Annotated in this window: 19 protein-coding genes; 15 read left to right on the forward strand and 4 right to left on the reverse strand. The window is 47.0% G+C overall.

Annotated elements, in window-relative coordinates; translation table 11 throughout:
• Positions 1-58: 58 nt before the first annotated feature.
• The 3 genes from BM412_RS04105 to BM412_RS04115 all read right to left on the reverse strand — a co-directional run bounded on the left by BM412_RS04105 (position 59) and on the right by BM412_RS04115 (position 3,211).
• On the reverse strand, positions 59-913 hold the full coding sequence (locus tag BM412_RS04105; protein WP_091214285.1) for a carbohydrate ABC transporter permease: 855 nt from the start codon (positions 911-913) through the stop codon (positions 59-61).
• Entirely contained in the window at positions 913-1,794 is an 882-nt protein-coding gene (locus tag BM412_RS04110; RefSeq protein ID WP_091214288.1) for a carbohydrate ABC transporter permease, read from the reverse strand. The genes BM412_RS04105 and BM412_RS04110 overlap by 1 nt, the downstream gene beginning before the upstream one ends.
• 100 nt (positions 1,795-1,894) lie before the next feature.
• On the reverse strand, positions 1,895-3,211 hold the full coding sequence (locus BM412_RS04115) for a type 2 periplasmic-binding domain-containing protein (protein WP_091214291.1): 1,317 nt from the start codon (positions 3,209-3,211) through the stop codon (positions 1,895-1,897).
• Between the two features lie 286 nt (positions 3,212-3,497).
• Here BM412_RS04115 and BM412_RS04120 point away from each other — a divergent pair, with 286 nt between their 5' ends.
• The 14 genes from BM412_RS04120 (at position 3,498) to BM412_RS04185 (ending at position 19,530) form a co-directional block, all read left to right on the forward strand.
• Complete coding sequence (locus tag BM412_RS04120; RefSeq protein WP_177245653.1) at positions 3,498-5,207, forward strand: sensor histidine kinase; 1,710 nt, start codon at positions 3,498-3,500, stop codon at positions 5,205-5,207.
• Positions 5,204-6,787: a helix-turn-helix domain-containing protein gene (locus tag BM412_RS04125; protein ID WP_091214296.1), complete on the forward strand. Its 1,584-nt coding sequence runs from the start codon at positions 5,204-5,206 to the stop codon at positions 6,785-6,787. The genes BM412_RS04120 and BM412_RS04125 overlap by 4 nt, the downstream gene beginning before the upstream one ends.
• A gap of 233 nt (positions 6,788-7,020) precedes the next feature.
• Positions 7,021-8,535 carry an ABC transporter substrate-binding protein gene (locus BM412_RS04130; protein WP_091214298.1) on the forward strand — a complete coding sequence of 505 codons (1,515 nt, stop codon included), beginning with the start codon at positions 7,021-7,023 and terminating at the stop codon, positions 8,533-8,535.
• 84 nt (positions 8,536-8,619) lie between these two features.
• The gene (locus BM412_RS04135) at positions 8,620-9,510 is read left to right on the forward strand and encodes an ABC transporter permease (RefSeq protein ID WP_256256108.1); all 891 of its coding nucleotides are present in this window, start codon (positions 8,620-8,622) and stop codon (positions 9,508-9,510) included.
• 61 nt (positions 9,511-9,571) lie between these two features.
• Complete coding sequence (locus BM412_RS04140; RefSeq protein WP_091220166.1) at positions 9,572-10,417, forward strand: carbohydrate ABC transporter permease; 846 nt, start codon at positions 9,572-9,574, stop codon at positions 10,415-10,417.
• Positions 10,418-10,485: 68 nt separating this feature from the next.
• Positions 10,486-11,454: a sigma-70 family RNA polymerase sigma factor gene (locus tag BM412_RS04145; RefSeq protein ID WP_143111562.1), complete on the forward strand. Its 969-nt coding sequence runs from the start codon at positions 10,486-10,488 to the stop codon at positions 11,452-11,454.
• A gap of 74 nt (positions 11,455-11,528) precedes the next feature.
• Positions 11,529-11,993 (forward strand): VOC family protein, encoded by a 465-nt coding sequence (locus tag BM412_RS04150; RefSeq protein ID WP_091214307.1) that lies wholly within the window; start codon positions 11,529-11,531, stop codon positions 11,991-11,993.
• Positions 11,994-12,072: 79 nt separating this feature from the next.
• Positions 12,073-12,510, forward strand: a complete 438-nt coding sequence (locus BM412_RS04155) for a DoxX family protein (RefSeq protein ID WP_256256109.1) — start codon at positions 12,073-12,075, stop codon at positions 12,508-12,510.
• A gap of 244 nt (positions 12,511-12,754) precedes the next feature.
• A complete protein-coding gene (locus BM412_RS04160) occupies positions 12,755-13,660 on the forward strand; it encodes an aldo/keto reductase (protein ID WP_091214309.1) in 906 nt (301 codons plus the stop codon).
• A 710-nt stretch (positions 13,661-14,370) separates the two neighbouring features.
• Complete coding sequence (locus BM412_RS04165) at positions 14,371-15,711, forward strand: ABC transporter substrate-binding protein (protein ID WP_091214314.1); 1,341 nt, start codon at positions 14,371-14,373, stop codon at positions 15,709-15,711.
• 112 nt (positions 15,712-15,823) lie between these two features.
• Positions 15,824-16,699 (forward strand): carbohydrate ABC transporter permease, encoded by an 876-nt coding sequence (locus tag BM412_RS04170; protein WP_091214317.1) that lies wholly within the window; start codon positions 15,824-15,826, stop codon positions 16,697-16,699.
• A gap of 19 nt (positions 16,700-16,718) precedes the next feature.
• Positions 16,719-17,558: a carbohydrate ABC transporter permease gene (locus tag BM412_RS04175; protein ID WP_091214320.1), complete on the forward strand. Its 840-nt coding sequence runs from the start codon at positions 16,719-16,721 to the stop codon at positions 17,556-17,558.
• 35 nt (positions 17,559-17,593) lie between these two features.
• Positions 17,594-18,610, forward strand: coding sequence for a LacI family DNA-binding transcriptional regulator (locus tag BM412_RS04180; RefSeq protein ID WP_091214321.1), 1,017 nt, complete (start codon positions 17,594-17,596; stop codon positions 18,608-18,610).
• Positions 18,611-18,693: 83 nt separating this feature from the next.
• Complete coding sequence (locus tag BM412_RS04185) at positions 18,694-19,530, forward strand: phytanoyl-CoA dioxygenase family protein (RefSeq protein ID WP_091214324.1); 837 nt, start codon at positions 18,694-18,696, stop codon at positions 19,528-19,530.
• 96 nt (positions 19,531-19,626) lie between these two features.
• Here the strand turns inward: BM412_RS04185 and BM412_RS04190 are convergent, their stop codons facing one another.
• Positions 19,627-20,550 (reverse strand): aminoglycoside phosphotransferase family protein, encoded by a 924-nt coding sequence (locus tag BM412_RS04190; RefSeq protein ID WP_218163120.1) that lies wholly within the window; start codon positions 20,548-20,550, stop codon positions 19,627-19,629.
• Positions 20,551-20,844: 294 nt separating this feature from the next.
• Between BM412_RS04190 and BM412_RS04195 the strand changes: the two genes are divergently transcribed.
• The gene (locus BM412_RS04195) at positions 20,845-22,065 is read left to right on the forward strand and encodes a multidrug effflux MFS transporter (RefSeq protein WP_091214326.1); all 1,221 of its coding nucleotides are present in this window, start codon (positions 20,845-20,847) and stop codon (positions 22,063-22,065) included.
• Positions 22,066-22,150: the final 85 nt, after the last annotated feature.

Here is a 22,150-nt window from a genome sequence, read left to right on the forward strand (position 1 = left end):
GCAGCCTAACAGGCTGCAGGGCTTCTTCTATAGGAGCATTCTTGTCTATCGGGATCAATCACCCTTTAACGCCACCGGCGGTTAAACCTTCAATAATTTGCTTCTGAAGGACGGCGTAAATGATCATGACCGGCACGATGCTGTATACGATTCCCGCCGACATTTGAGCGTAATTCGTGTTATAGATATCGCGGAAACCGACCATTCCAACCGGCAGCGTTCGCAATTCATCGGTGGAGATGAAGAAGTTCGCCATTAGAAACTCGTTCCAGTTTCCGATGAAGTTGATGATAAATACGGTTACCAACGCCGGAACTGTGATCGGCATAATGATTTTGGCGAATATCCCTTTTGCACTCAAACCATCCATGACAGAGGCTTCTTCGATTTCACTCGGGATCGATTTCATAAACGCCGACAAGATGATAACCGTAAATGGGATCGCCCCGGCGGTGTAAGGGAGGATGAGTGCCATATGGGTGCCTAGCACAGGTTGACCAAAGATTACCAACTTATTCAATAAGATGAAAATAGGCAGAAGTAACGCGCCGCTCGGAATGAGCAAGCCGATCAGGATGAATTGGTATAATCCTTTGCTCATTTTCTTATAACGCATCCGTGTAATCGCAAATGCTCCCATAGAGGAGAAGATAATCGTCGCGATGGAACACAGCGTAGCGATATACAAGCTATTAAGGAAGTAAACGCTGATTTTCGCATTCACCCAGGCTTCATAGTAATTTTCAAAATGAAACGCGGAAGGGAAGCCGAACGGATTGCTTGCAATCGCCTGATTATCCGACTTTATGGACGAGAAGAGAACGAATAGAAACGGGTAAAGGGTCACGACTAAATAACCTAATAAAATAATATGCGGGATACTTTTCTTCACTGATCTTAGTGTTATCGTCATTAGTATTCGACCCTTTCGACTCTTCTGGCAACTAAAAATTGGTACAGCGCTGTAAGAATGAGAGAGAAAATGAAAATCAACACCCCGATGGAGTTGCCATATCCGTATTTCGCGTTCGTGATTCCGTATTTAATGAGATAGGTTGCCATGACATCCGTTACCCCGCCCGGGCCGCCATCGGTCATTACAATGATGATATCTGCCGCTTTCATCGCACCTGAGATGGAAAGCATGATCACTACGGAAATGATAGGCATAATAAGAGGCACCGTAATTCGGGTTGCGCGGGTCCAAGCGCTGGCCCCGTCGACAATTGCGGCTTCATCAATTTCTCTTGGAATGGATAATATGGCGGCAAGGACCATCACGACGTAGAATCCCGTCCACTGCCACGCATTGGTTATCAAGATCGAAAACATAGCCCAACTGGTGTCGGATAACCACATGACAGGCTGTAATCCGATTTTAGTCAAAATTTGATTGAACAAGCCGATGTCCGGTTCGTAGATGAAACTCCACAAGATTCCGATGACCGCAGTGGACATGACGGAAGGGACGAATACGGCCGTTTTATATAAACCCTTGAGTTTCTTTACGTTACTGATTAAGAGCGAGAAGAAGATAATGAGAGGCACCTGCACGAAAACCGAGAACAGAATGAATTTCCCGTTATTGAGAACGGAGTCCCAGAATAATACGTCTCCAAACGCATGCTTAAAGTTTGTCAGTCCATTAAACTTGGCTTCGGTAAGACCGTTCCATTTCATGAAGCCCGTAGTGAAAGCAGAAATCATCGGATAAATGAAGAATAAGAGATAGAGTAGAAGGAGAGGCAGTAAAAACAGGACATACGTCCAAGGGTTTCTTAAGGTTTTATTCATCGTTTCCTCCGCGATAATCAGACATTGGCTGCATGAAGCGTTGTTATAAAAAAAGCACCACCCACTCTGAGGCGGGTGGTACTTTCCTTGCTTCTATCATTTAGAAATCGTCGTTGTTTGCTGCATTTTGTGCTTTTTGCACGCCGTCCAGCATGGCCTTAGGTGTAATTTTGAGGCCGATTAGTTTTTGAATGCCCTCGCTAAGCGCCGTATTGACATCAGGCTGAACCAAGGAGTCAAATGCCGGGAACGCGCCGCTTGCTTTGTTGCCTACTTCGATAATTTCTTTTACGAGGTTGGAAGCTTTGGCTTTAGCCAATTTCGTGCTGTTTACTTTCATCGAAGGCAGGACGCCGTCTGCTTCAAGCCCGCGAATTTGCATTTCATCATTGTACATGTTCTTGATGAACGATTTAACAAACGCTAATTGTTTTTTGTCGTTTTTAACTTTGGCGGAGAAACCGTAACCGTTGGAGAAACCACCGTTAACGGCTGTTTGGCTGCCTTTGCCACCGGCTACCGACGGCAATGGGAAGTAGCCCACTTTGTTAGTCAAATCTCCGGCTTGTTTAGGATCCGCGAATACGCTGGAAGCCCACGAACCGTCATACATCATAATAGCCTCGCCACGAATGAGTTGGTTGCGTTGTTCGGCATAATCCAAACCGAGTTCGCCTTGTTTAAAGTAGCCTTTTTTCACCCAATCTTGGTACTTCGTAAAGGCTGCCACCATTGGCGCGCTGTTCCATTTCGTTTTACCGGTAGTGAAGCCATTCGTAATGTCCGGACCTGCATAACGGGCCCACAGGGTGTTGGCTGTCATTAACGGTACCCATGCGGCTTTGGATGCTTGCGCGAAAGGCGTTTTGCCGTCTTTTTTGATCGTTGCAGCTAATGTCTCAAGTTCTGCCAATGTTTTAGGAGTTTTCAGACCTTTGGCTTTAAAGTACTCTTTATTGTAGAAATAACCTTCTTGGTAGCCGCCGATTGGCAGACCGTATATTTTGCCGTTCACTTTAAATTCGTCCAAGGAAATAAACTTATTAGACAAGCCGAGCTCTTTCAGAATCGGCGTAAGATCCAGCAGTCTGTTTGCTTCAACGTAAAGCTGCGTATCCGCTCCTCCGAACAGATCGAAGATTGCAGGCGCTTTGTTAACGACCATCTCGGAACGTAATTTCTCTTTGCGGTTGACGTCCGAATCTACGCCGTCCAGTTTGTATTTCACGCCGGGAACTTCTTTTGAAACCCTGCTCAAGACATCTTTAAGGATATTGAAACGTTGTTGTTTCGCCTCGCCCAATTGCGTATGTCTGATCACGATGGTGTCGGATTTTGTTGCCGCACCAGCTGAACTTAAGACCGTTGTCGACGCAAGTACTACGCTAAGCGCTGGGACCAGAAGTCTCTTTTTCATTGTAAATGAACCTCCCAATATGGTTTATGTATCTATTTCAGAATAAGATTATTAGTAAATTTAGGATAGGGCTATATTTCTATTATTAAAGGATAATTTTGTATAATGACGGGTGACAAGGGAGCAGGGGATTATATCGGTAGGGAGAATGGCCTAGTTAGTTCGAGGCGGAATCGCACGTCGTTTTGAGAGGTCGTTTTTGATAAGATGCTATAATCAGACTTGCTGTAGTTGTGGGACATAATGGAGATAAGACGGTGAGATGATGTTGGCTGTGAAATGGAGTTTGTCTTCAAAGAAGCAAGTTGTGTTTATCATGATGATTTTTGTTATCCCGCTTGTACTGCTGCTAACCATTTACAATATTTATGTAGTCAACGTATTAAATAACAAAATTGAACAAACGAATCGGAATTCCATTATGCTGTATCAGAACGCGTTCGAAAAAAATCTAAGCAATGCGGATACCTATATGTCGAATTTAGTATCGAGCGACACCAGTTTTATGAAATTAATGTTTAAACAGGATCCGATAGATTTGCAATTTTATGCGCAAGACATGATGAAGAAATACCAGGGCTATTTTCAGACGAATGAAATTATCGGGGGCATGTTCGTTTATTCCAAGCCGAATAACCTCTTTTATAAAACGTATCGTCATAACTATTCCCATGACGTACGAGAGGGTACCGAAAGTTTTTTGAAAGCCGTCCTTCAAACGAAAGAAAACTATCGGTCGCGGGGGTGGTTCCCGCAAGAAATCAACGGCAGCTATTATTTGTTCCGTATATTAGGATCCCGGGATACATTTACGGTTTGTATGATCGATTTCAATGACATGATCATGCCGCAGCATTTCAGTCAAAAGCAAGGAGACAGTTTCTTCGCCTTCGCCACACAAGAGGGTGTGCCGCTGACTTCCATCGCTACGATTCAGGACAAGGGAATAGCAATTCGAAAGCATAATGAAACCCATTATATTTCCGGCAGTCCCCAAAAGTATTTTATTGTGCAGAACTACTCGGCTTCTGCCAAATTAAATTATATTTATATCATGCCGTATCGAGGTTTCCTGTTCAATCTGGACACGGTCCAAATCGCTTTCTTGGTCGGCTCCGTGTTCATCTTATTGCTGATGTTTATTTCGTTCCTGTTATTGGAGCGTTCTTACTTTAAACCGCTGAAGAGAATGATGGCCACGATGAAACAAATCAAAAACGGGCATGTGAATGCGACCATGAGTACAAGCTCCGGCGTCAACGAATTTAGGCAAATGAGCAGTACCTTCAATGAAATGATGACGGAAATCAAAGATTTGAAAATCGAAAGCTATGAGAAAGAGATGAAGAAGCAGCAGGCGGAGCTGCAATTTTTGCAAATTCAGATTAAACCGCATTTCTACTTGAATGTGCTTAAAAACTTGTTCGGGATCGCGGAACAGAAGAAATACGATCAAATACAGGAAATGATCCTCTTACTGTCGCGGCATTTAAGATATATGTTCCAAGAGAACTCTTCCTTGGTCCCGCTCGCGGATGAAATCGTAAGCGTAGAGAACTATATGCAATTACAGCAGATGAGCGCTTCTCGTAAATTGATTTGCAAAACGAACGTAGACGGCCGGTTAAAGGATTTTCGGATTCCGCCGATTTCGATATTGACGTTTGTAGAGAATGCCGTTAAACATGCCGTTTCCATCCATGGCCCGTTAATCATTTCGATCAAAGCTGCTCTGCTTGAAACGAATGAAGATAAATTCGTTAACATTACGGTCATGGATAACGGAGCCGGGTTCTCTGATGAGATGCTTGTCCTGTTGAATGATCCGAATCCGTCTTCTTCGAAGGACCATGTCGGCATATTGAACGTGATCCGAAGATGCAATGTGATTTATCAGAATAAGTGCACGTTTTTATTCAGCACTTCAGGCGGTGCTTGCATCGATATATTTATTCCGTATCATTCGGATGAAGAGAAAGGGAGAGTTTCCACGTGAACGTACTCATCGTAGACGATCAGACGCAAGTGGTAGATGGCTTGTTCTTCGGAATCGACTGGGCGAAAATCGGCGTAAAGGACGTGCTGAAAGCTTATAATGCTTTCGAAGCGCGCGAAATTCTAAGCAGCCGCCCCATCGATATCATGCTGTGCGATATTGAAATGCCGGCTGAAACCGGGCTGAGTTTATACCAGTGGACACGGGATCGGAAGATCGATATCGAATGCATTTTTTTAACGGCGCACGCCGATTTTACATACGCGAAGACGGCGATGCAGCTGGGGGGATTCGATTATATTCTCCAACCCGCGAGGTATGAAACAATCGAAAGCACGATCCGAAACGCCATTCAAAAGATCATTCAGAAGAACGAAACGAAAAAGTATTACGCTTATGGTAAGATGTTTCAGCAAAACAAAGAGATACTGCTGGATAATATTTTTAAGGATTGGATATTCCGCAAAAGTAAAGATTCGGCAAGCTTCATCAAGGAACTTAGCCAAATTCAGGTTTCGCTGGATCCGCAAGATCAAGTCTACCTCGTGACGATGAATGTCTTTCGTTTGAAGGAGACGATGGAATCCTGGCGCAATGGGATGTTGAAATTTACGATCGGCAATATCGTAACGGAGCTGTTCGCGCGATACGGCCAGCAGGTGCTGGTCGCCCAAATCGAAGACGAAAAATTGTTGTTGCTCGTGTATTCCCCCGAGCGGCAGCTGATCGATCAAGAGGGCGTTTTGCGGCAGTTGAATAAATTGATCGAGGTCTACCATGCTTATTACGGCTGCGACATCGCCTGTTATACCGGCGACAGAATCGTCGTTTCGGAAGCGCCCGAGCAGGCAGGACAGCTGCTCGAGATGATGCAGAACAATGTGTCATTCGCGAGCAAAGTGTTTCATTTGAAGGATCGAATCGAACAACAGACCGTTTCCTATTCGATTCCGAACGTGAGAATGTGGAGCAAATTGCTTGAGCAAGGCGATACGGAAGTCGTTCACGACCAAGCCTGTGCATTATTGAATCAACTGGCGATCGACGGGAAAATCGACGCTGAATTTCTAAAGCGGTTCTACCAGCAGTTTATGCAGATGCTATATACGACCGCGGAGACGAGAGATATTCCGCTTGATCGCATTTTCCAAGACGAGCACCGTCTCGAGAAATGGTTAAACTCTTATTCGAACGTGGACGATATGAAAGAATTGATTGCCTATACGACGAAGTTTTTCAAGCTGTTTCCCGAATCAGAAGAAGAAATGAAAAATCAAGTCGATCTTATTATCCAGTACATCCGCGATCATATCGATCAAGATATCCGGCGCACGGATATTGCCAGGGAAGTTTATTTGAATCCGAATTACTTGTCCCGATTATTTAAATCTGAGACGGGTACGTCTCTGAAGGAATTTATCGTGACGGAGAAGATGAAGCTGGCACAAGCCATGCTCAAATCCACCAAGCTGCCGATCAGCATTATCGCGATGAAGGTCGGTTACGCGAACTTCTCCCATTTCTCTCAGGTGTACAAGAAGACGTATAACGTCACGCCCGCCGAGGATCGCGGGCAATAGTGAAAGCAAAGGAATACCCTCCGCATGCTTGCTGGCGCGCGAGAGGGTATTCGCTTTGAAGTTACAAATTGAACAGCGAAAAGATACATTTACAACAATGGCCATTGCTTCGGTGCAGGCTAGGATTAAAAGTGATAATAAACGTAACAAGATCGGTAGAGAGAGAACCTGTATTTTATTTAAGATGAATACAGCTTCATCACATACTAAGGTTTCGAGGGGAGTCTGCAGCAATGAAACAGAAAAAGATGTTCACGTTACTTTCGGTATTGGCTTTGTCGACTGCATTGTTTACTGCTTGCGGTAGCAACAACGGCACCAACAACACATCAGGCGGCGAGAACGCCAAGCCGTCCCAAAACGCGGTCGCGGAGAAACCATACACGGTTGATCTCTTGATGGTAGGCGACGGCAAGGAGGAAGACGTTCAAGCCGTAGAGGATGAAATCAGTGAAATTACGAAACCGCTCATCAATGCGGACGTCAACATCACAAGAGTCGGTTTCGGGTCGTTCCAACAACAGGCTAACCTGTCGTTGTCGTCCGGTGAAAAGATGGATCTGTTCGTTACGTTCGCCCTGGATATCAGCTCGCTCTCGAGCAGCGGTCAAATTTTGCCGATGACGAAACTGCTTGAAGGCCATGGACAAGACATTCTGAAAAACTTGAGCGAAGGCGATCGTCGCGCAGTATCAATTAACAATGAAATCTACGCAATCCCGACCGCAAAAGAAAAAGCGACGAATTACGGCTATATTATGCTGAAAGAAATTGCCGACGAAGTTGGCTTCAAGCCTGAAGAAGTGAAAACCTATGACCAGCTTGAGGCAATCATGACGAAAGCGAAAAAATTGCATCCCGAGATGTATCCGATCGGGCTTGATTTCACGAACGTCTATCGTCCGGGCACGGAAGATAATCTAGGCACGGGCTCAGGGGTTATCGACGGATTGGGAGAAAGCACGAAAGTGGTTAACATGATCGAAACGGACAGCTATAAAGACTTCGTCAACCATATGTACAAGTGGTCGACCAGCGGTCTGGTCATGCCGGACGCAGCCAACAACTCCGAAAGCAGAATCAGCCTGCTCAAAGCCGGCAAAGTGATGGGGGGCTTCAGCGGATTGAATCCGGGCAACGTCGATGACATCGCAAAGCAAGTAGGCAAACCATTCACCGTCATTGAACTGACGAAGCCGTTCTCGATTACGGGGCACGTTTCCGGAATGGGATGGTCGCTTGCAAGCAGCAGTGAAAATCCGGAAAAAGCGATCGAGTTCTTGAATCTGGTGCACACGAATGCGGATATTTCAAACTTGCTTGTCTATGGCGTCAAAGATCGTAACTACGTGATGGTGGATGAAGCGAAGGGCATAATCGACTATCCGCAAGGTGTAGACGGAGGGAATACGGGCTGGATGTCTCTGCCATGGGCAACGCCTAACGCTTCGATCGCCTATATCTGGAAAGGCGAGCCTGAGGATAAATGGGACTATCTGCAACAGTATAACAGCTCCGCACACCAATCTCCGGCGAAAGGTTTCCGTTTCAATGCTGAAAGCGTGGCGAATGAAATTACGATGGTAAGCAACGTTGACGCGAAATTCGCTCTGGCTTTGGAATCGGGTACCTTGGATCCTGAGAAGACGCTGCCTAAGTACTTAGAAGAATTAAAGACTGCCGGCGTAGACAAAATTATCGCAGAAAAACAAAAGCAGCTGGATGCATGGCTCGCGGCGAATAAATAATAGATCTTGACCTATTCGGCGGATAGAGGATAAGCGGAGGGTGCCATGTTACTGCTCACCAAAAAAAAGATAGATAGATTCAAAATGTTTATTCCGCTCTATTTGATGCTCATTCCGGGATGTATCTATATCTTGATCAATAACTACATCCCGATGAGCGGTCTTGTGATTGCCTTCAAGAAGATCAACTATCAGATCGGGATCTGGGACAGCCCTTGGGTCGGGTTCAAAAACTTCGAATTTCTGTTCAAGACGAATGAGGCATGGACGATAACCCGAAATACGATTCTGTACAATGTAGTCTTTATCGTATTGGGGACCGTTATTTCGGTAGGCGTCGCCATGTTACTCAATCAGATTAGTCAAAATGCGGCGCGGAAGTCTTATCAAACGGTCATTCTGCTTCCCCATTTAATTTCGATCGTTGTCGTGAGCTATCTGGTGTTCGCTTTTCTGAGCTCGGAATCGGGCTTTATCAATAACAGTATTTTGGAGCCGCGCGGCTTGAATCCAATTTCTTGGTATTCGACGGCAAAATACTGGCCCTATATCATCGTTATCGTAAGCATCTGGAAGTCCTTTGGGTATAGCTGCATTATTTATTATGCGACGCTGGTCGGCATCGACAAGTCTTATTACGAAGCCGCGGTGATCGACGGGGCGAGCCGTTGGAAACAGATGAAGCATATTACGCTCCCCGGACTTAAATCCATTATCATCATCCTGACATTAATGAGTATCAGTAAAATCTTTTATTCTGACTTCGGGTTATTCTACCAGGTTCCGATGAATAGCGGCGCTTTGATCGACGTTACGAACACCATTGATACTTACGTGTATCGGGGATTAACGAAACTCAACAATGTAGGGATGGCATCGGCAGCCGGGTTTTATCAATCCATTGTGGGATTCGTCCTCGTAATCGCAGCCAATTATGTTGTCAAAAAAATAGATCAAGACAGCGCCTTGTTTTAGCGGAACGGAGTGAATCAACTTGGTTGACAATAATAAAGGATTTCAGCTTTTCGCGCATCTCATGATGATTCTGCTAGCGTTATTTTGCTTGCTCCCATTCGTGCTTCTGCTCGTTTCATCCATTACGGATGAGAAGATGCTGATTCAAAACGGGTATTCGTTTATTCCGTCGGCATTTAATTTCTCGGCGTATAAGTTTCTGTTGCAGGATTCGAACTCCATCGTAAACGCCTATAAGGTCACCGCGTTCGTAACGATACTCGGCACGGTAACGAATATCCTATTAACGACCTTGATGGCGTATCCGTTATCGAGAAAGGATTTACCCGGAAGAAACGTTTTCTCGTTCTTTATTTTCTTTACGATGTTGTTCAGCGGAGGGCTGGTACCGTCGTATATGATGTGGACGCAATATTTCGAAATTAAAAATACGATATGGGCATTGATCGTTCCGGGCATGCTGCTCACGGCGTTTAACATCATTATGATGCGTACCTACTTCACGACGAACATCCCCGACGAAGTCATAGAAGCCGCAAAAATAGACGGGGGAAGCGAGTCCAAAATCTTACTAAATGTGGTTCTTCCGATGTCTTTGCCGATCATGGCGACCTTGGGGTTGCTCGTAGGCTTGTCCTATTGGAATGATTGGCTGAACGGCCTCTATTATGTCACGGACGCTGATCTGTTTAGCATTCAGGTTCTTCTCAATAAAATGCTGCTGGACGTTCAATTCCTGATGAGCAGCGCTTCAACCGGAATGGGCAGCAGCTTGTCCGCAAGTCTACCTTCAACAGCGATCAAAATGGCCGTTGCGGTGCTCGGCGTTTTACCGATTATGGTGATCTATCCATTCTTCCAGAAATTTTTCGTTAAAGGAATTACCGTTGGCGCGGTAAAAGGGTAAGCAGATAAGACGTTGTCCACTTAAGGGCAATGTCTTTTTTGTGCTTAGAAGGATTATGATCCTTGCCTATGGAACTACTTTATGCCGGAGAGCAAGGGGGGATTTATATACGAAATGATGAAGAGCTTGTGTCGGCAACCGTTGAAGGGGATGTCCAGGCATTTGCTTCATTGGTAGAGAAGTATTCCAATGCACTTTGCTCGGTTGCATACGGCGTCATCGGTGATTTCCATATGGCACAAGATATCGTTCAGGAATCGTTGGTGAAGGCTTACTTTCAATTGCATGCGCTAAAGGATGCTGCAAAGGTTGGGAGTTGGCTATACGCGATTACCTATCGGCAAAGCCTGGATGTGAAGAGAAAACTAGACAAGTCTCAACAAGCGCTTGAAGGGGCGGCTGGCCTAGACCATTCACTTTCATTCGAAGAGATCGTGGAGAAGCGGGAAATCCAAACGGAGGTCTGGAAAGCATTAAACGGTCTGGATGAACGTAACCGAATCATTATGGTTTTATTTCATATAAGCGGGTTTTCCATGGAGAGTATAGGGAAATTTCTTAATATGTCGATCAGTGCGGTCGAAAGCTGCCATCGAAGAACGCGGAAGCTGTTAAAGCAAGAATTGATGGAGGTTTACTTCGATGGATTAAGGAATCATTATCCGGTACAGACGATGAAATCCAAGGTAACTTCTAATATAATAAAAAGGGCAGGCCATTTTTACATCCCCGTATCCGACAAGACGCGGACCGCAAACTGGTTTGTTGAGCAATTTGGCTTGTTTCCGGATCGGAATGGCGATCTCATCCTCCCATCGGGACAAATCCTGTACTTATTGCCATTCAAACCCATAGACAGAATCGACGACGCGAATATGCCCGTATTGTCCTTTGAGGTGGATCATATTACGGACGTGTATGATCGACTTAAGAAAAATGGCATTCAAGTTGGCGAAATAGAAAATGTAATGACGGGCGAACACTTTTTCTTCCACGATCCGGACAACAATCGCTTTGGCATCTATCAATCCCAATAATTTTCAAATGGAATGACGGATTTTCGAATTGGCGTTCGTCTATTTATTGAATAATCAATTGGAGGATGATGAGCATGAATGAGGAATTGTTGAAAATGAAAGAGAAGGAAGAGCAAGCGGTTAAACCGCTTCTGAAACGAGTATCCCATAACTATTTGCCGGTTTCCGATTTGCAAAAAGCATTAGCGTGGTATATGAAATACCTCGGGTTAAAGCATATTAGCGATAATCGCACACCAAGAAACGATGGCGGGATTCTTATCCTTGGCAATGGTCAATGGTTGTTTCTTCTCGAGTCCAAGAGCAATAAAAACGCAAACTTTGTGACGGATGATTGGGAAGGCGACAATTACGAAATGTTTTCGCTCACCTTCGAGACCGATGATATTATTGCTCTTCACGCGTCCCTTCGAAAGAGCGGAACCCATGTAGAACCGATCGTTGATCTGGGCGGATGCGGCCTTCAGTTTAAGTTTAATGACCCGGATGGGAACAAATTTAATGTCTGGCAGGATCCGGATAAGGGTTCAGCTCTATAACGATTCAACCACGTCCATTGGGCGTGGTTTTCTTTAGGAGCGCATGGCTGCTAATAAATGCTTTACAGGACACCTAAAGGTGTTATATTATAAATTAGGACACTTATTGGTGTCCGATTATAAATCGAATAAAGGAAGTGGAATTAACGTGCATATACTAGCCATTATTCTTCAAAGCTGGCTGCTGTTCTCCATGGCATTCTTCGGCGGAAGCAAGCTGGCGGGAGCCCAGCATCAAGTCGACCTATTTGATTCGGTGAGACTTCCCCAGTGGTTCCGCGTCATTACGGGCATCGTTCAAATTGCTGCATGCGTTGGACTCATTATCGGCTACTGGTCAGCGGGCTATGCCGCATTGGCAGGAATATTGGTCGGCGTTATGATGATCGTAGCCCTGATTGCGCATCTTAGAGTCAAACATCCATTCGCCAAATTATTCCCGGCTCTGTTAAACCTATTGATAGCTGCCGGAGTGGTTAGTTTATATGCAGATGATCTGTCCAATCTATTTGGATAGGCTGCTCTCGGAGCCCACGATTAGTTTCGTGGGCTTTATTTATTTCGAAGCTTGGGTAGGTGCCACTAACCCTAAGGGAACCTACTGAAGTTAAAGTGCGTACTATTCAATTTCGGCATTGTTGTTTATATTCTTAGTAATGGGACGTTTAGGACAGACATTCGTGAACGAAAAACACCATGCAAGGCGTGATCCAGAGCACATCATCCGATCTGTATAACAATCAGAAATGGAGTGAAAATGGATGCAAAAACGACAATTGGGACGTACCGGACTGGAAGTGACCTCACTGGGTTTCGGTGCAATGGAAATTCGCGGACCCCGGATCTGGGGCGGCCGTCCCGTTACGGATTCCGACGCGGAGCGGATCCTTGGTGCCGTGCTGGATGCCGGGATCAACTTTATTGATACCGCTTATGATTACGGACGAAGTGAGGAATACATCGGACGGTTTATCAGCCATCGGCGCAGCGAATATTTCTTAGCTACCAAATGCGGCTGTACGGTCGTCGATGCAGGCGATCATGACGAGACGCCTCATGTATGGACAAGAGATAATTTATTGCGTAATGTGGATGTCAGCTTAAGAAGAATGAAAACCGACTACATCGACCTCATGCAGCTTCATAATCCTACCATTGAACAAACCGATGAAGGACAATTAATCGATGTGTTGAAGGAAATTCAAGCCACGGGCAAAGTGCGGTGGATCGGAGTATCTTCAACGCTTCCCCATATCACGAAATACATCGAAACCGGCGTATTCGACAGCTTCCAAATCCCTTACTCTGCATTAGAGCGAGACCACGAAAACGTGATTTCAGCTGCAGCCCATTCAGGCGCCGGAACCATCATCCGCGGAGGAGTTGGACGCGGTGAACCTGGCGTAGGCCTGGGCAATGGTGATAAGTGGGCTGCCTGGGAAAAGGCCAAGCTGGACGAGTTGTTGGACGAGGGCGAAAGCCGCACGGCGTTCTTGCTGCGCTTTACGTTAAGTCACCCCGACTTGACGACAACGATCGTCGGGACCAAGAGTCCGGAGCATCTGACGGAAAACATTAAGATTGCGCAGAAAGGCGTGCTCTCGGCAGAGGTTTATGAGGAAGCCAAACGCCGTCTCCTTGAAGCGGGCCAGTCTCCGAAAGCGTAGATAAATCAAAGATAAGCGTCCACTTGTGGACGCTTTTTTGTTAGGGCGGGCAGACTCCGATGTTTGATATAACGTCTGGTTATCGCTTCGGACCCGGCACGAGGACAATCTTCTTTTAATTCTGTACCTCCGCGCTGATCGCTGATTACATTCCAACTCTAACGGTTGTGAGAGCGGTTATTTGGTTTGATTTTGCTCTTTTACGAAGCTAACGGTTGCCAGCGAGCTTATTTAAACGTTTACCACCGGGAATCGAGCCAATTGCTGCAAATAACGTCTGTCACAACCGTTAGCCTTTCAAATTGGCATATTTGCATCAAATAGCCACGATGGCAACCGTTAAAGTTTTGTCCTTGATGCATAGACATAGGCCGGGCGCCGGCGAATCAAATGAACATGCAAAAGGTGTTGACCACTTCGACAAGAAGTGGTTTTTTATTTGCCGAAAGCCTATTTTGTCGAATCTTAACAACTTCGATCGAATGGCAAAAACCGTCTTGTAATCGCTTTCAACTGTAATTATAATGAAGGCGCAGTCTTCCTTAAACGTTTCGGAAGAAGCGTTCGTTCATTTTGAACCGGAAAGGAGTGCTTGGGTTCCAACTTTCTATGGGACACAGTATGGTGCCGATTCGAACTGATACCCACCGCATTTTCAGTCATACTTCACTCAAGCGGAAGTAACGAGCTAAAATTAGGGAGGTTTATCTGTGAAGAAAATAAGTTTCTTACTCGTTGCATTACTTCTTGTTCTATCGTTGGCGGCTTGTGGCAGCAATAACAATAATGGCGGCGAAACCGCAAACTCGAATAGCGGCACTGACAAAGCGGATACCGGCAAAGAGGTAGTCATAAAGTTCCCAAGCTACAAAACCGGAAACAACGTCGGAGCCATCTTCTACCTTCCTCAGATTGAACGCTTTAACCAGAAATATGCAGGCAAGTACAAGATTGAAATCGAGGAAATCGTGCAAGACGAATACTCGAAGAAAATCAAACTCCTCTACCAGCAGAAGAAACTCCCACCGCTTATCGAAGTCGATAAAGAGCTTGCCGACATTATGATTAACAACGGCGATCTCCTCGATTTGAAACCTTACATCGACAACAATCCGGAAATCAACTCTATTCTGATTGAGGATTCAGTGAAATATAACACGGACAAGAACGGCAAAATCGTATCGCTGCCACTCGCCTTCGAGCGTCCGATCGGCCTGTATTACAACAAGGAATTGCTTCAGAAAGCAGGCATTACGGAGCCGTCGACGACATGGGACGGATTCTTCAGCGATCTGGACAAATTGAAAGCGGCCGGGGTTACCCCGTTAGCGCTCATGACCGGCGAGAATGGTTGGACGACGATGCTGCTTGCTTCGGCCATGATTGCCTCGGAGCCGGAAGGTCAGGATCTGCTGGCGAAAGGCGATATCGTAACGAACTTTAATTCGCCGCTATGGATTAATACCTTTGCCAAGGTGCAAAAGCTGCTGACGGATTACACAACAAAGTCCGCGCTTGGCGCGACGTATTCCATCGCAGCGAATGAATTCTTCAGCGATAATACGGCGATGATCGCGAACGGTCCTTGGATGGTTGGGGATTTCAGCAATCCCGACAAAGCCTCTGATGGTTTCGCAGGTAAAGTAGGCGCGACGATTTATCCGAACGGGGTTGCGCTCGGCTCTGCTGACGGATACTGGTATTCCATTCCGAAGGATACACCGCAGGAAACGGTGGACGGTTTGATCGAATACTTCAAATTCATCTATTCACCGGAAGAGTTGAATGCTTTCTTGGTCGCTGAAGGCGGCTTTGCCCCCAAAATGCCGATGCCGGATGATGCGAAAGCAAAACTGGATCCTATCCTGAGACAGTTAAACGATGAAGTCGGTTCGAAAATGAAAACGCTCAACCGATTGATCTATGATATCGTACCGCAATCCGTTGCGGATTTGTTTGCTAAAAACTTGCCGCTGCTGGCAACAAACGATATGACGCCCGAACAGTTCTGTAAAGCGATGACAGACGCAGCCGAGAAGTTTAAGAAATAATGCAGGCAGGATAGGGCCGGCAAGAAGCGTATGGCAATCGCCAATGCGCTTCTTGCCCGTACCATCTTGACCGGCATGCATCGATTACCGCTCTTCGGGGAGGAATTCCGTCATGTATAAGTACAATAAGCTGTGGGTGTATCTCTTTATCCTGCCTACTCTGCTTGTCTTTCTGACTTTTTATTTTGTTCCGATCCTAACCGTGTTTACAACCGGATTCATGGAGTGGAATGGCTTTAATACGGCGAAATTTATCGGATTCGATAATTATAAAATGATCTTCCTGGACGATAACTCCATTATCGTCTCCTTAATGAATCTATTGAAATGGTCGCTCATCGCCACCTTCATCCATGTCCCGTTCGGTGCACTTGTCGCATTCATTATCTTTAAGCGGCCGGTAGGCTGGAGATTTGTACGCGGGGTATTCATGATTCCCAACGTAATCGCGGTGTCGGCATGGGCGATCATCTATCGATTTATTTTCAATGACCAGATGGGCTTGCTGAACAATTTCATAAGAAAGCTCGGCTTCACGAACTTTCATACGAACTGGTTCTTCGATCAGCAATACGCGTTTTCCGCAATCAGCTTGACTTGGGTCTTCTATGCGGTAATCGTGACGCTGCTTGTGTTATCCGACCTGATGGCAATTCCTAAGGAGCTGCATGAAGCGGCCAAAATTGACGGCGCAACCGAAGGACAAATCCACTGGAGGATCAATTTGCCTCTGATTCGCGGTTCGCTCGGGACGGCAGTCATCTTATCGATCATTGCGAGAATTACGATGTTCGAAGCGATCTTCTTGACGACCAAAGGCGGGCCGGGCAACTCCACCTATAATATCTCGGTCATGCTCTACGATGGCATTATCAACTATCAATTCGGCTATGCCAATGCGGTGGCTACGATCATGATTATACTGGGGATCGGCGTGCTGGCCATTACGACCAAAGTGTTCAAAATGAACAAAAGTGTCTACAACTGACAGGGGGTGATCCTGCTTTATGAAGGCTGAACCTTTGAAACGCGGCCTGGTAGGGGTTTTCAGTTATTTGGTGCTCTTATTCACAGTCTGCATATCGCTCGTCCCGCTGCTCTGGATTGTCGTTTCCTCCTTTAAATCCAATAAAGCGATATTAAACACGCCCTTCGCGCTACCGGTGGACATTAATTTCCATGCCTACTATTCCGTGCTGAAGATGAACAATTTCTTAAGCAATACAACGAACTCTGTCTTGATTTCGGTCACTTCGACGCTGATCGCGCTGCTGTTCTATGCGCTGGCGGCGTATTCTTTCGCGAAATTCGATTTCAAAGGCAAACATATCTTGTTTGTTCTGTTCTCGATAACGCTGCTCATTCCCGGTCACGCAACGGCTCAGCCGATTTTCTCTTTCATCAACCTAACCGGACTGTACGATACGAGACTGGCGCTTATTGTCGTATACATCTCAGCCGGACTTGCCGTATCGCTGTTCATCTTGCGGGCTACGTTTCTATCCATTCCAAGAGAGCTCGACGAAGCAGCTTATATGGAATCAGCTACCTTCTGGCAGGTATTCTTCTATATCAATTTGCCGCTTGCCAAATCAGGCTTGGCCACTGCAGGCATTCTCATGTTTCTTGGCAACTGGAACGAGTTCTTCTATGGATTCATGCTGACCGCATCCGCGGAGAATCGGACGCTGCCTGTCGCGTTGCAGTTTTTCACGGAACAATTCTCTTATAATTACACCCAGCTGTTCGCAGCACTGACGCTCGTGACGCTGCCAAGCATAATTTTATATATGTTGGCTCAGGAGCAGGTGCAGCAAAGCGTGGTCAGCGGCGGCGTGAAAGGCTGATCTGAACTTATTCTTATTGTGGCAGGTGAGTGCTATTGGCGACGATTAAAGATATTGCAAGGATGGCCGGCGTGTCGACGACTACCGTTTCCAGAGCGCTGAACGGATATGATGACGTTAGCCAGGATACTAAACGAAGAATTCATGAAATTGCCGAGGAACTGGATTATTCCCCCAATGCGGTAGCGAGAAGCTTGGTATCGAGCAAGACGCGCACGATTGGCGTTATTTTCTCGGGACTCAAATATACGGGGGGAAAAGATAATCTCGCCTTCGAGATTTTATGCGGGATCAACGATCGGGCCAATGAGATGAATTACGATATCTTGTTGTTCAGTACCAGTCCGTCCAAACAGCGGATCAAATCCTACTACAACTTATGCAAGGAACGAAATGTAGACGGAGCGATCATATTCGGCTTAAAGGTGGACGATCCGTACTTGGAGGAAGTCATTAAGAAGTCTAATTTTCCGTGCGTCCTAATCGATATCCCGTTCTCCAACGAAATACTGGGGAATGTCACGACCGACAATATCGAAGGGGTTCGATTGGCCATTCATCATTTGATGGAGTGGGGCCATACGAATATCGCGATGATTAACGGCTATGCCGAAGCACATGTCAGCGAGCAGCGGTTAAGAGGCTTTAAGAAGGCGCTCATGGAGCGCGAATTGCCCTTTCATGCCTCGAAAATCTTCGATGGGCAGTTCTCCGAAGAAGGCGGGGAACAAGCGATGATGCGCATTTTGGATGAACATCCTGGGGTTACGGCCGTATTTTGCTCCAGCGATTTAATGGCGCTTGGCGCGATGAGAGCACTTGAGAAGAGAGGGAGAAAGGTCCCCGACTCCGTATCGGTTGTCGGCTATGACGACATCATTCTCTCCTCGTACTGTTCGCCGAAGCTGACTACCGTTCATCAGAACAAATACGAGATGGGCTGGGCATCGGCAAAGCTGCTGATCGAGATGCTGGAAGGAACGGATATCGACCACAACGTGGTGCTCAAGAATGAATTGATCGTACGGGAGAGCACTAAGCGGTTACTGTAATATGGCTGTATTCATTGTGCTTGGGATGATCCTAAACGTTTAAGTAGCGATTCGATAACTATTCAAGCGGAGGTTGGTATGCGATGAGACTAAGCGCCGAGGAATTGGAAAGCGGCAAGTTATCCCCGGAAACGTTAGAGCTTGCGATTCAACTGATCAAAGTCAACGGGTATGTGTTATTCGAGGAAGTATTGCCGAGAGCTCAAGTGGAGGAGCTGTTCAACAGCTACGCAGCCATACTGGATCCTTACTTCGAGGAGCATCGCGAAGAGATTCTTAATCCGAAAAACGGATTTAATGACGGTACGAATCATGTTCGTCTGTATTTGCCGTTTGAGAAGCCGTTCTGCGACGAGGCGATTATTGCGAACCCGTTCGTGACCGCAATCGTGGATCGGATCTTGGGCGAGGATTGCTTAATGACCTATTTTGCGACGAATACCTCCATGCCCGGCGGTAAGAAATCACAGCCCGTGCATGCGGATACTTCCTCGCGCTACGGGGACAAATATGGAGCGAATCTGCCGATTGCGAACCTGATCGTCAATTATCCGCTTGTGGATGTGAATGAGAATAACGGTCCGATGGAGATATGGCCGGGCGGGACGCATCTGCATCCGGATAACTGGTACGCGCCGAATGCATTCAACAAATCCAAGCTCGCGGAGCATATGCACGGCATTAAGATGCTCATGCCGGCAGGCTCGATCTTAATTCGGGATGACCGCGTATGGCACCGCGGCACGCCGAACAAGTCGAACAAGCACAGACCGAATATCGCGTTAATTTACTCGGAGAACAGGCAGCGGGAAGGCACGATCCAAATTCCTCAGGAAACGTACGACCAGCTGCCGGTGAAAGCACAGCGGTTGCTGCGAAATGAGAAGATTGGCTTTCCTGTTGCGTCGCCGAAACATTAGTCGGACGTATAGAGAAAACCGCATTGTACCCTGCAGCAGAAGGTTGCAATGCGGTTTTTGTTGTGTGTTGTGCTGGCATACGTTCCGCGGAACAAGTTATTCTTGGTTCCTGTTCTTGAAATCCGTAAGCACTTCATTAATAATTCGTTTGGCGACGGAGGCAAATACAGGGTTAGTGTCCTTGTAATAAGGCAATGCAATCAAGCCCATGGACAGCGCATAACCGCGGCCGCGAGCCCAGGTTGCGTCATCCGGCTGCAGCTCTGCTTGGAATATTGGCCTCGTTTCGCCCGTGAGAATACTCCAGGCAAACAGCATGTCGCATGCCGGATCGCCGAGGCCCATACAGCCAAAGTCGATCACGGCGCTAATGCGACCCTGTTCGATGAGCAAATTGCCTGCATGAATGTCGCCGTGAATCCAGACGCCGGCTCCTTGCCAATCGGGTGCTCGCAGCGCCTCTTCCCATGCTAAGGTTGCCGACCGTTGATCAATCATGCCTTCCAGTTCGGCGATGGCTTTGCGAACGCCGAGATCTCTCGGTGCCAATGACAGGCCTCGCGAGGATGGCGGAGGCGTAATCTCACTGCCAAGGTCGATGCGCTGCATGGCGTCTACGAACTGAGCGATATCGGTTGCAGCTTGACCCAGATCGTCAATGGTCCCGACAATCGCATCCTCGCCCTTGAACCACCGATAGACTGCCCATTCCCATGGATAACCTTCAGCGGGAACCCCAATCGCGATCGGGGCAGGAATGGCAAGCGGCAAGTGTGGGGCAAGCTTGGGCAGCCATATTCGTTCGAGCTCCGCTTGTCCCGTGGCCCAATCAATGCGAGGCAGTCGTACGGCTAATTCCTCGCCAAGTCTGAAGATCGCGTTGTCCGTTCCGCTGGACTTGATCCGAGTGAGCGAAAGCTCCGCCCAATGAGGGAATTGTACTTCGAGTAACCGTTTCACCAGCGAGGCGTCAATCTGAACCTCGTTATTGTGCATTTTGCCGGAATTTGTAGTTGTCATAGAACCTCCTAAAAGTGTTGTTCGTTAGGGCCGCAGACTCCATTAGTTGCATGGTTTCCATTGCAATCACGCTCGCTCTCGAATAGGATACCTTCATTGTAGGGGGATTTTTTACTGCGGGCAAGGCTGGAGAGCAGGTATCGGTAAGCCAATCCTTGGCTACGGGTTGGCTTATTTTTTGCATCCGCATTTATTGTCGGCATCCGTCCAGTTGTGATAGGATGAGAAACAGACTCTCGGCTCGGAATAGAAGAGTTTCAGATATGGATGGAAGAATAGGAGATTGGCTTTATTATGACGAACAAGAACAGTCGGAACGTGTTTAGATTAGCGATGCTGCTCGGTTTATTTTCGACGCTCGGGCCTTTTACGATCGATATGTATTTACCTGCATTCCCGGAGATCGTGAAGCAATTTGATACGACAGCTTCACTGGTACAGCTCAGCTTGACCGCATGTTTACTAGGGCTCGGCATTGGTCAGCTGGTCATGGGTTCGCTCAGTGACGTATACGGAAGACGGAATCCGCTGCTTATCTCAATGGCTGTTTATGTCGCTGCCTCGTTAGCTTGCGCAATCTCGCCCAATATCGGGCTGTTGATTGTTTTCCGGTTCATGCAAGGGTTCTCCGCAGCGGCGGGCATTGTTATTTCACGTGCCATCGCACGCGATCTGTATAGCGGACATGAACTAACGAAATTTTTCTCGCTGCTCTTGCTTGTCGGAAATTTAGGTCCGCTCGTGGCACCGGTTTCCGGCAGCGGAATCCTATCTTTCAGTACTTGGATCGGCGTATTTGTAGCGTTAGGACTGCTGGGCATCTACCTTCTGGCGATGACCAAATGGGGATTGCAGGAGACGCTGCCATCGAATCTCCGCAGGCCCAGCAATTTCATGGAGCAGCTGCGGAACTACGGGTCGCTCCTGCGAGAGCGCCAGTTTCTCGGCTGCATGCTGGCACAAGGCATCATGATCGCAGGGGTTTTCGCGTATGTTTCGGGAACGCCTTTTATCTATCAAAATATTTACGGGGCATCGCCGACCGTATTCGCGCTATTGTTCGGATCAAACGGCATCAGCCTGATCATCGGCTCCCAACTGGTCGGCCGGATGGCGCATCGCGTATCCGAGCACACCTTTCTGTTGTTCGGCTTATGGCTTGCCTTTGCGTCGAGCGTCGTTGTCTTGGTAGTAGGCATCGCACATGGTCCATTGTTCGCATTGGTGATTCCGCTGTTTTTCTTCGTGGCCTCAATCGGCATCACGTCAACGGCAGCGTTCCCGCTTGCCATGGAGAGTCAGGGGCATATGGCGGGCAGCGCGGCTGCGCTGCTTGGCGTTGTTCCCTTCTTACTCGGGGCGGTCGTCTCTCCGCTCGTCGGTATTGCGGGAGAAGACACAGCCGTTCCGCTGGGCGTCATTATTTTAATGACAAGTTTCACCGCGATGCTGGCGTACTTCTTTCTGGTAAGAAGAGGCCCGCATGCAGCAGCTCAAGTTAGCAGTATGGGTTAAATGGATCACTACTTAACCTAAATTTGAGGAATCTTTGCATTTTATTGAAATTTGTACTCAAATTGTTGGATTATATTCTTGTTAT

The sequence above is a fragment of the Paenibacillus sp. BC26 genome, from assembly GCF_900116125.1.
GTDB lineage: Bacteria > Bacillota > Bacilli > Paenibacillales > Paenibacillaceae > Paenibacillus_Z > Paenibacillus_Z lignilyticus.

What these genes read in the sequence shown, in the direction of transcription:
- BM412_RS04105 (WP_091214285.1), bottom strand. Translation starts at nt 913, where the DNA reads ATGACGATAACACTAAGATCAGTGAAGAAAAGTATCCCGCATATTATT.
- BM412_RS04110 (WP_091214288.1), bottom strand. Translation starts at nt 1,794, where the DNA reads ATGAATAAAACCTTAAGAAACCCTTGGACGTATGTCCTGTTTTTACTG.
- BM412_RS04115 (WP_091214291.1), bottom strand. Translation starts at nt 3,211, where the DNA reads ATGAAAAAGAGACTTCTGGTCCCAGCGCTTAGCGTAGTACTTGCGTCG.
- BM412_RS04130 (WP_091214298.1), top strand. Translation starts at nt 7,021, where the DNA reads ATGAAACAGAAAAAGATGTTCACGTTACTTTCGGTATTGGCTTTGTCG.
- BM412_RS04135 (WP_256256108.1), top strand. Translation starts at nt 8,620, where the DNA reads ATGTTTATTCCGCTCTATTTGATGCTCATTCCGGGATGTATCTATATC.
- BM412_RS04140 (WP_091220166.1), top strand. Translation starts at nt 9,572, where the DNA reads ATGATGATTCTGCTAGCGTTATTTTGCTTGCTCCCATTCGTGCTTCTG.
- BM412_RS04145 (WP_143111562.1), top strand. Translation starts at nt 10,486, where the DNA reads ATGGAACTACTTTATGCCGGAGAGCAAGGGGGGATTTATATACGAAAT.
- BM412_RS04150 (WP_091214307.1), top strand. Translation starts at nt 11,529, where the DNA reads ATGAATGAGGAATTGTTGAAAATGAAAGAGAAGGAAGAGCAAGCGGTT.
- BM412_RS04160 (WP_091214309.1), top strand. Translation starts at nt 12,755, where the DNA reads ATGCAAAAACGACAATTGGGACGTACCGGACTGGAAGTGACCTCACTG.
- BM412_RS04170 (WP_091214317.1), top strand. Translation starts at nt 15,824, where the DNA reads ATGTATAAGTACAATAAGCTGTGGGTGTATCTCTTTATCCTGCCTACT.
- BM412_RS04175 (WP_091214320.1), top strand. Translation starts at nt 16,719, where the DNA reads ATGAAGGCTGAACCTTTGAAACGCGGCCTGGTAGGGGTTTTCAGTTAT.
- BM412_RS04185 (WP_091214324.1), top strand. Translation starts at nt 18,694, where the DNA reads ATGAGACTAAGCGCCGAGGAATTGGAAAGCGGCAAGTTATCCCCGGAA.
- BM412_RS04190 (WP_218163120.1), bottom strand. Translation starts at nt 20,550, where the DNA reads ATGACAACTACAAATTCCGGCAAAATGCACAATAACGAGGTTCAGATT.
- BM412_RS04195 (WP_091214326.1), top strand. Translation starts at nt 20,845, where the DNA reads ATGACGAACAAGAACAGTCGGAACGTGTTTAGATTAGCGATGCTGCTC.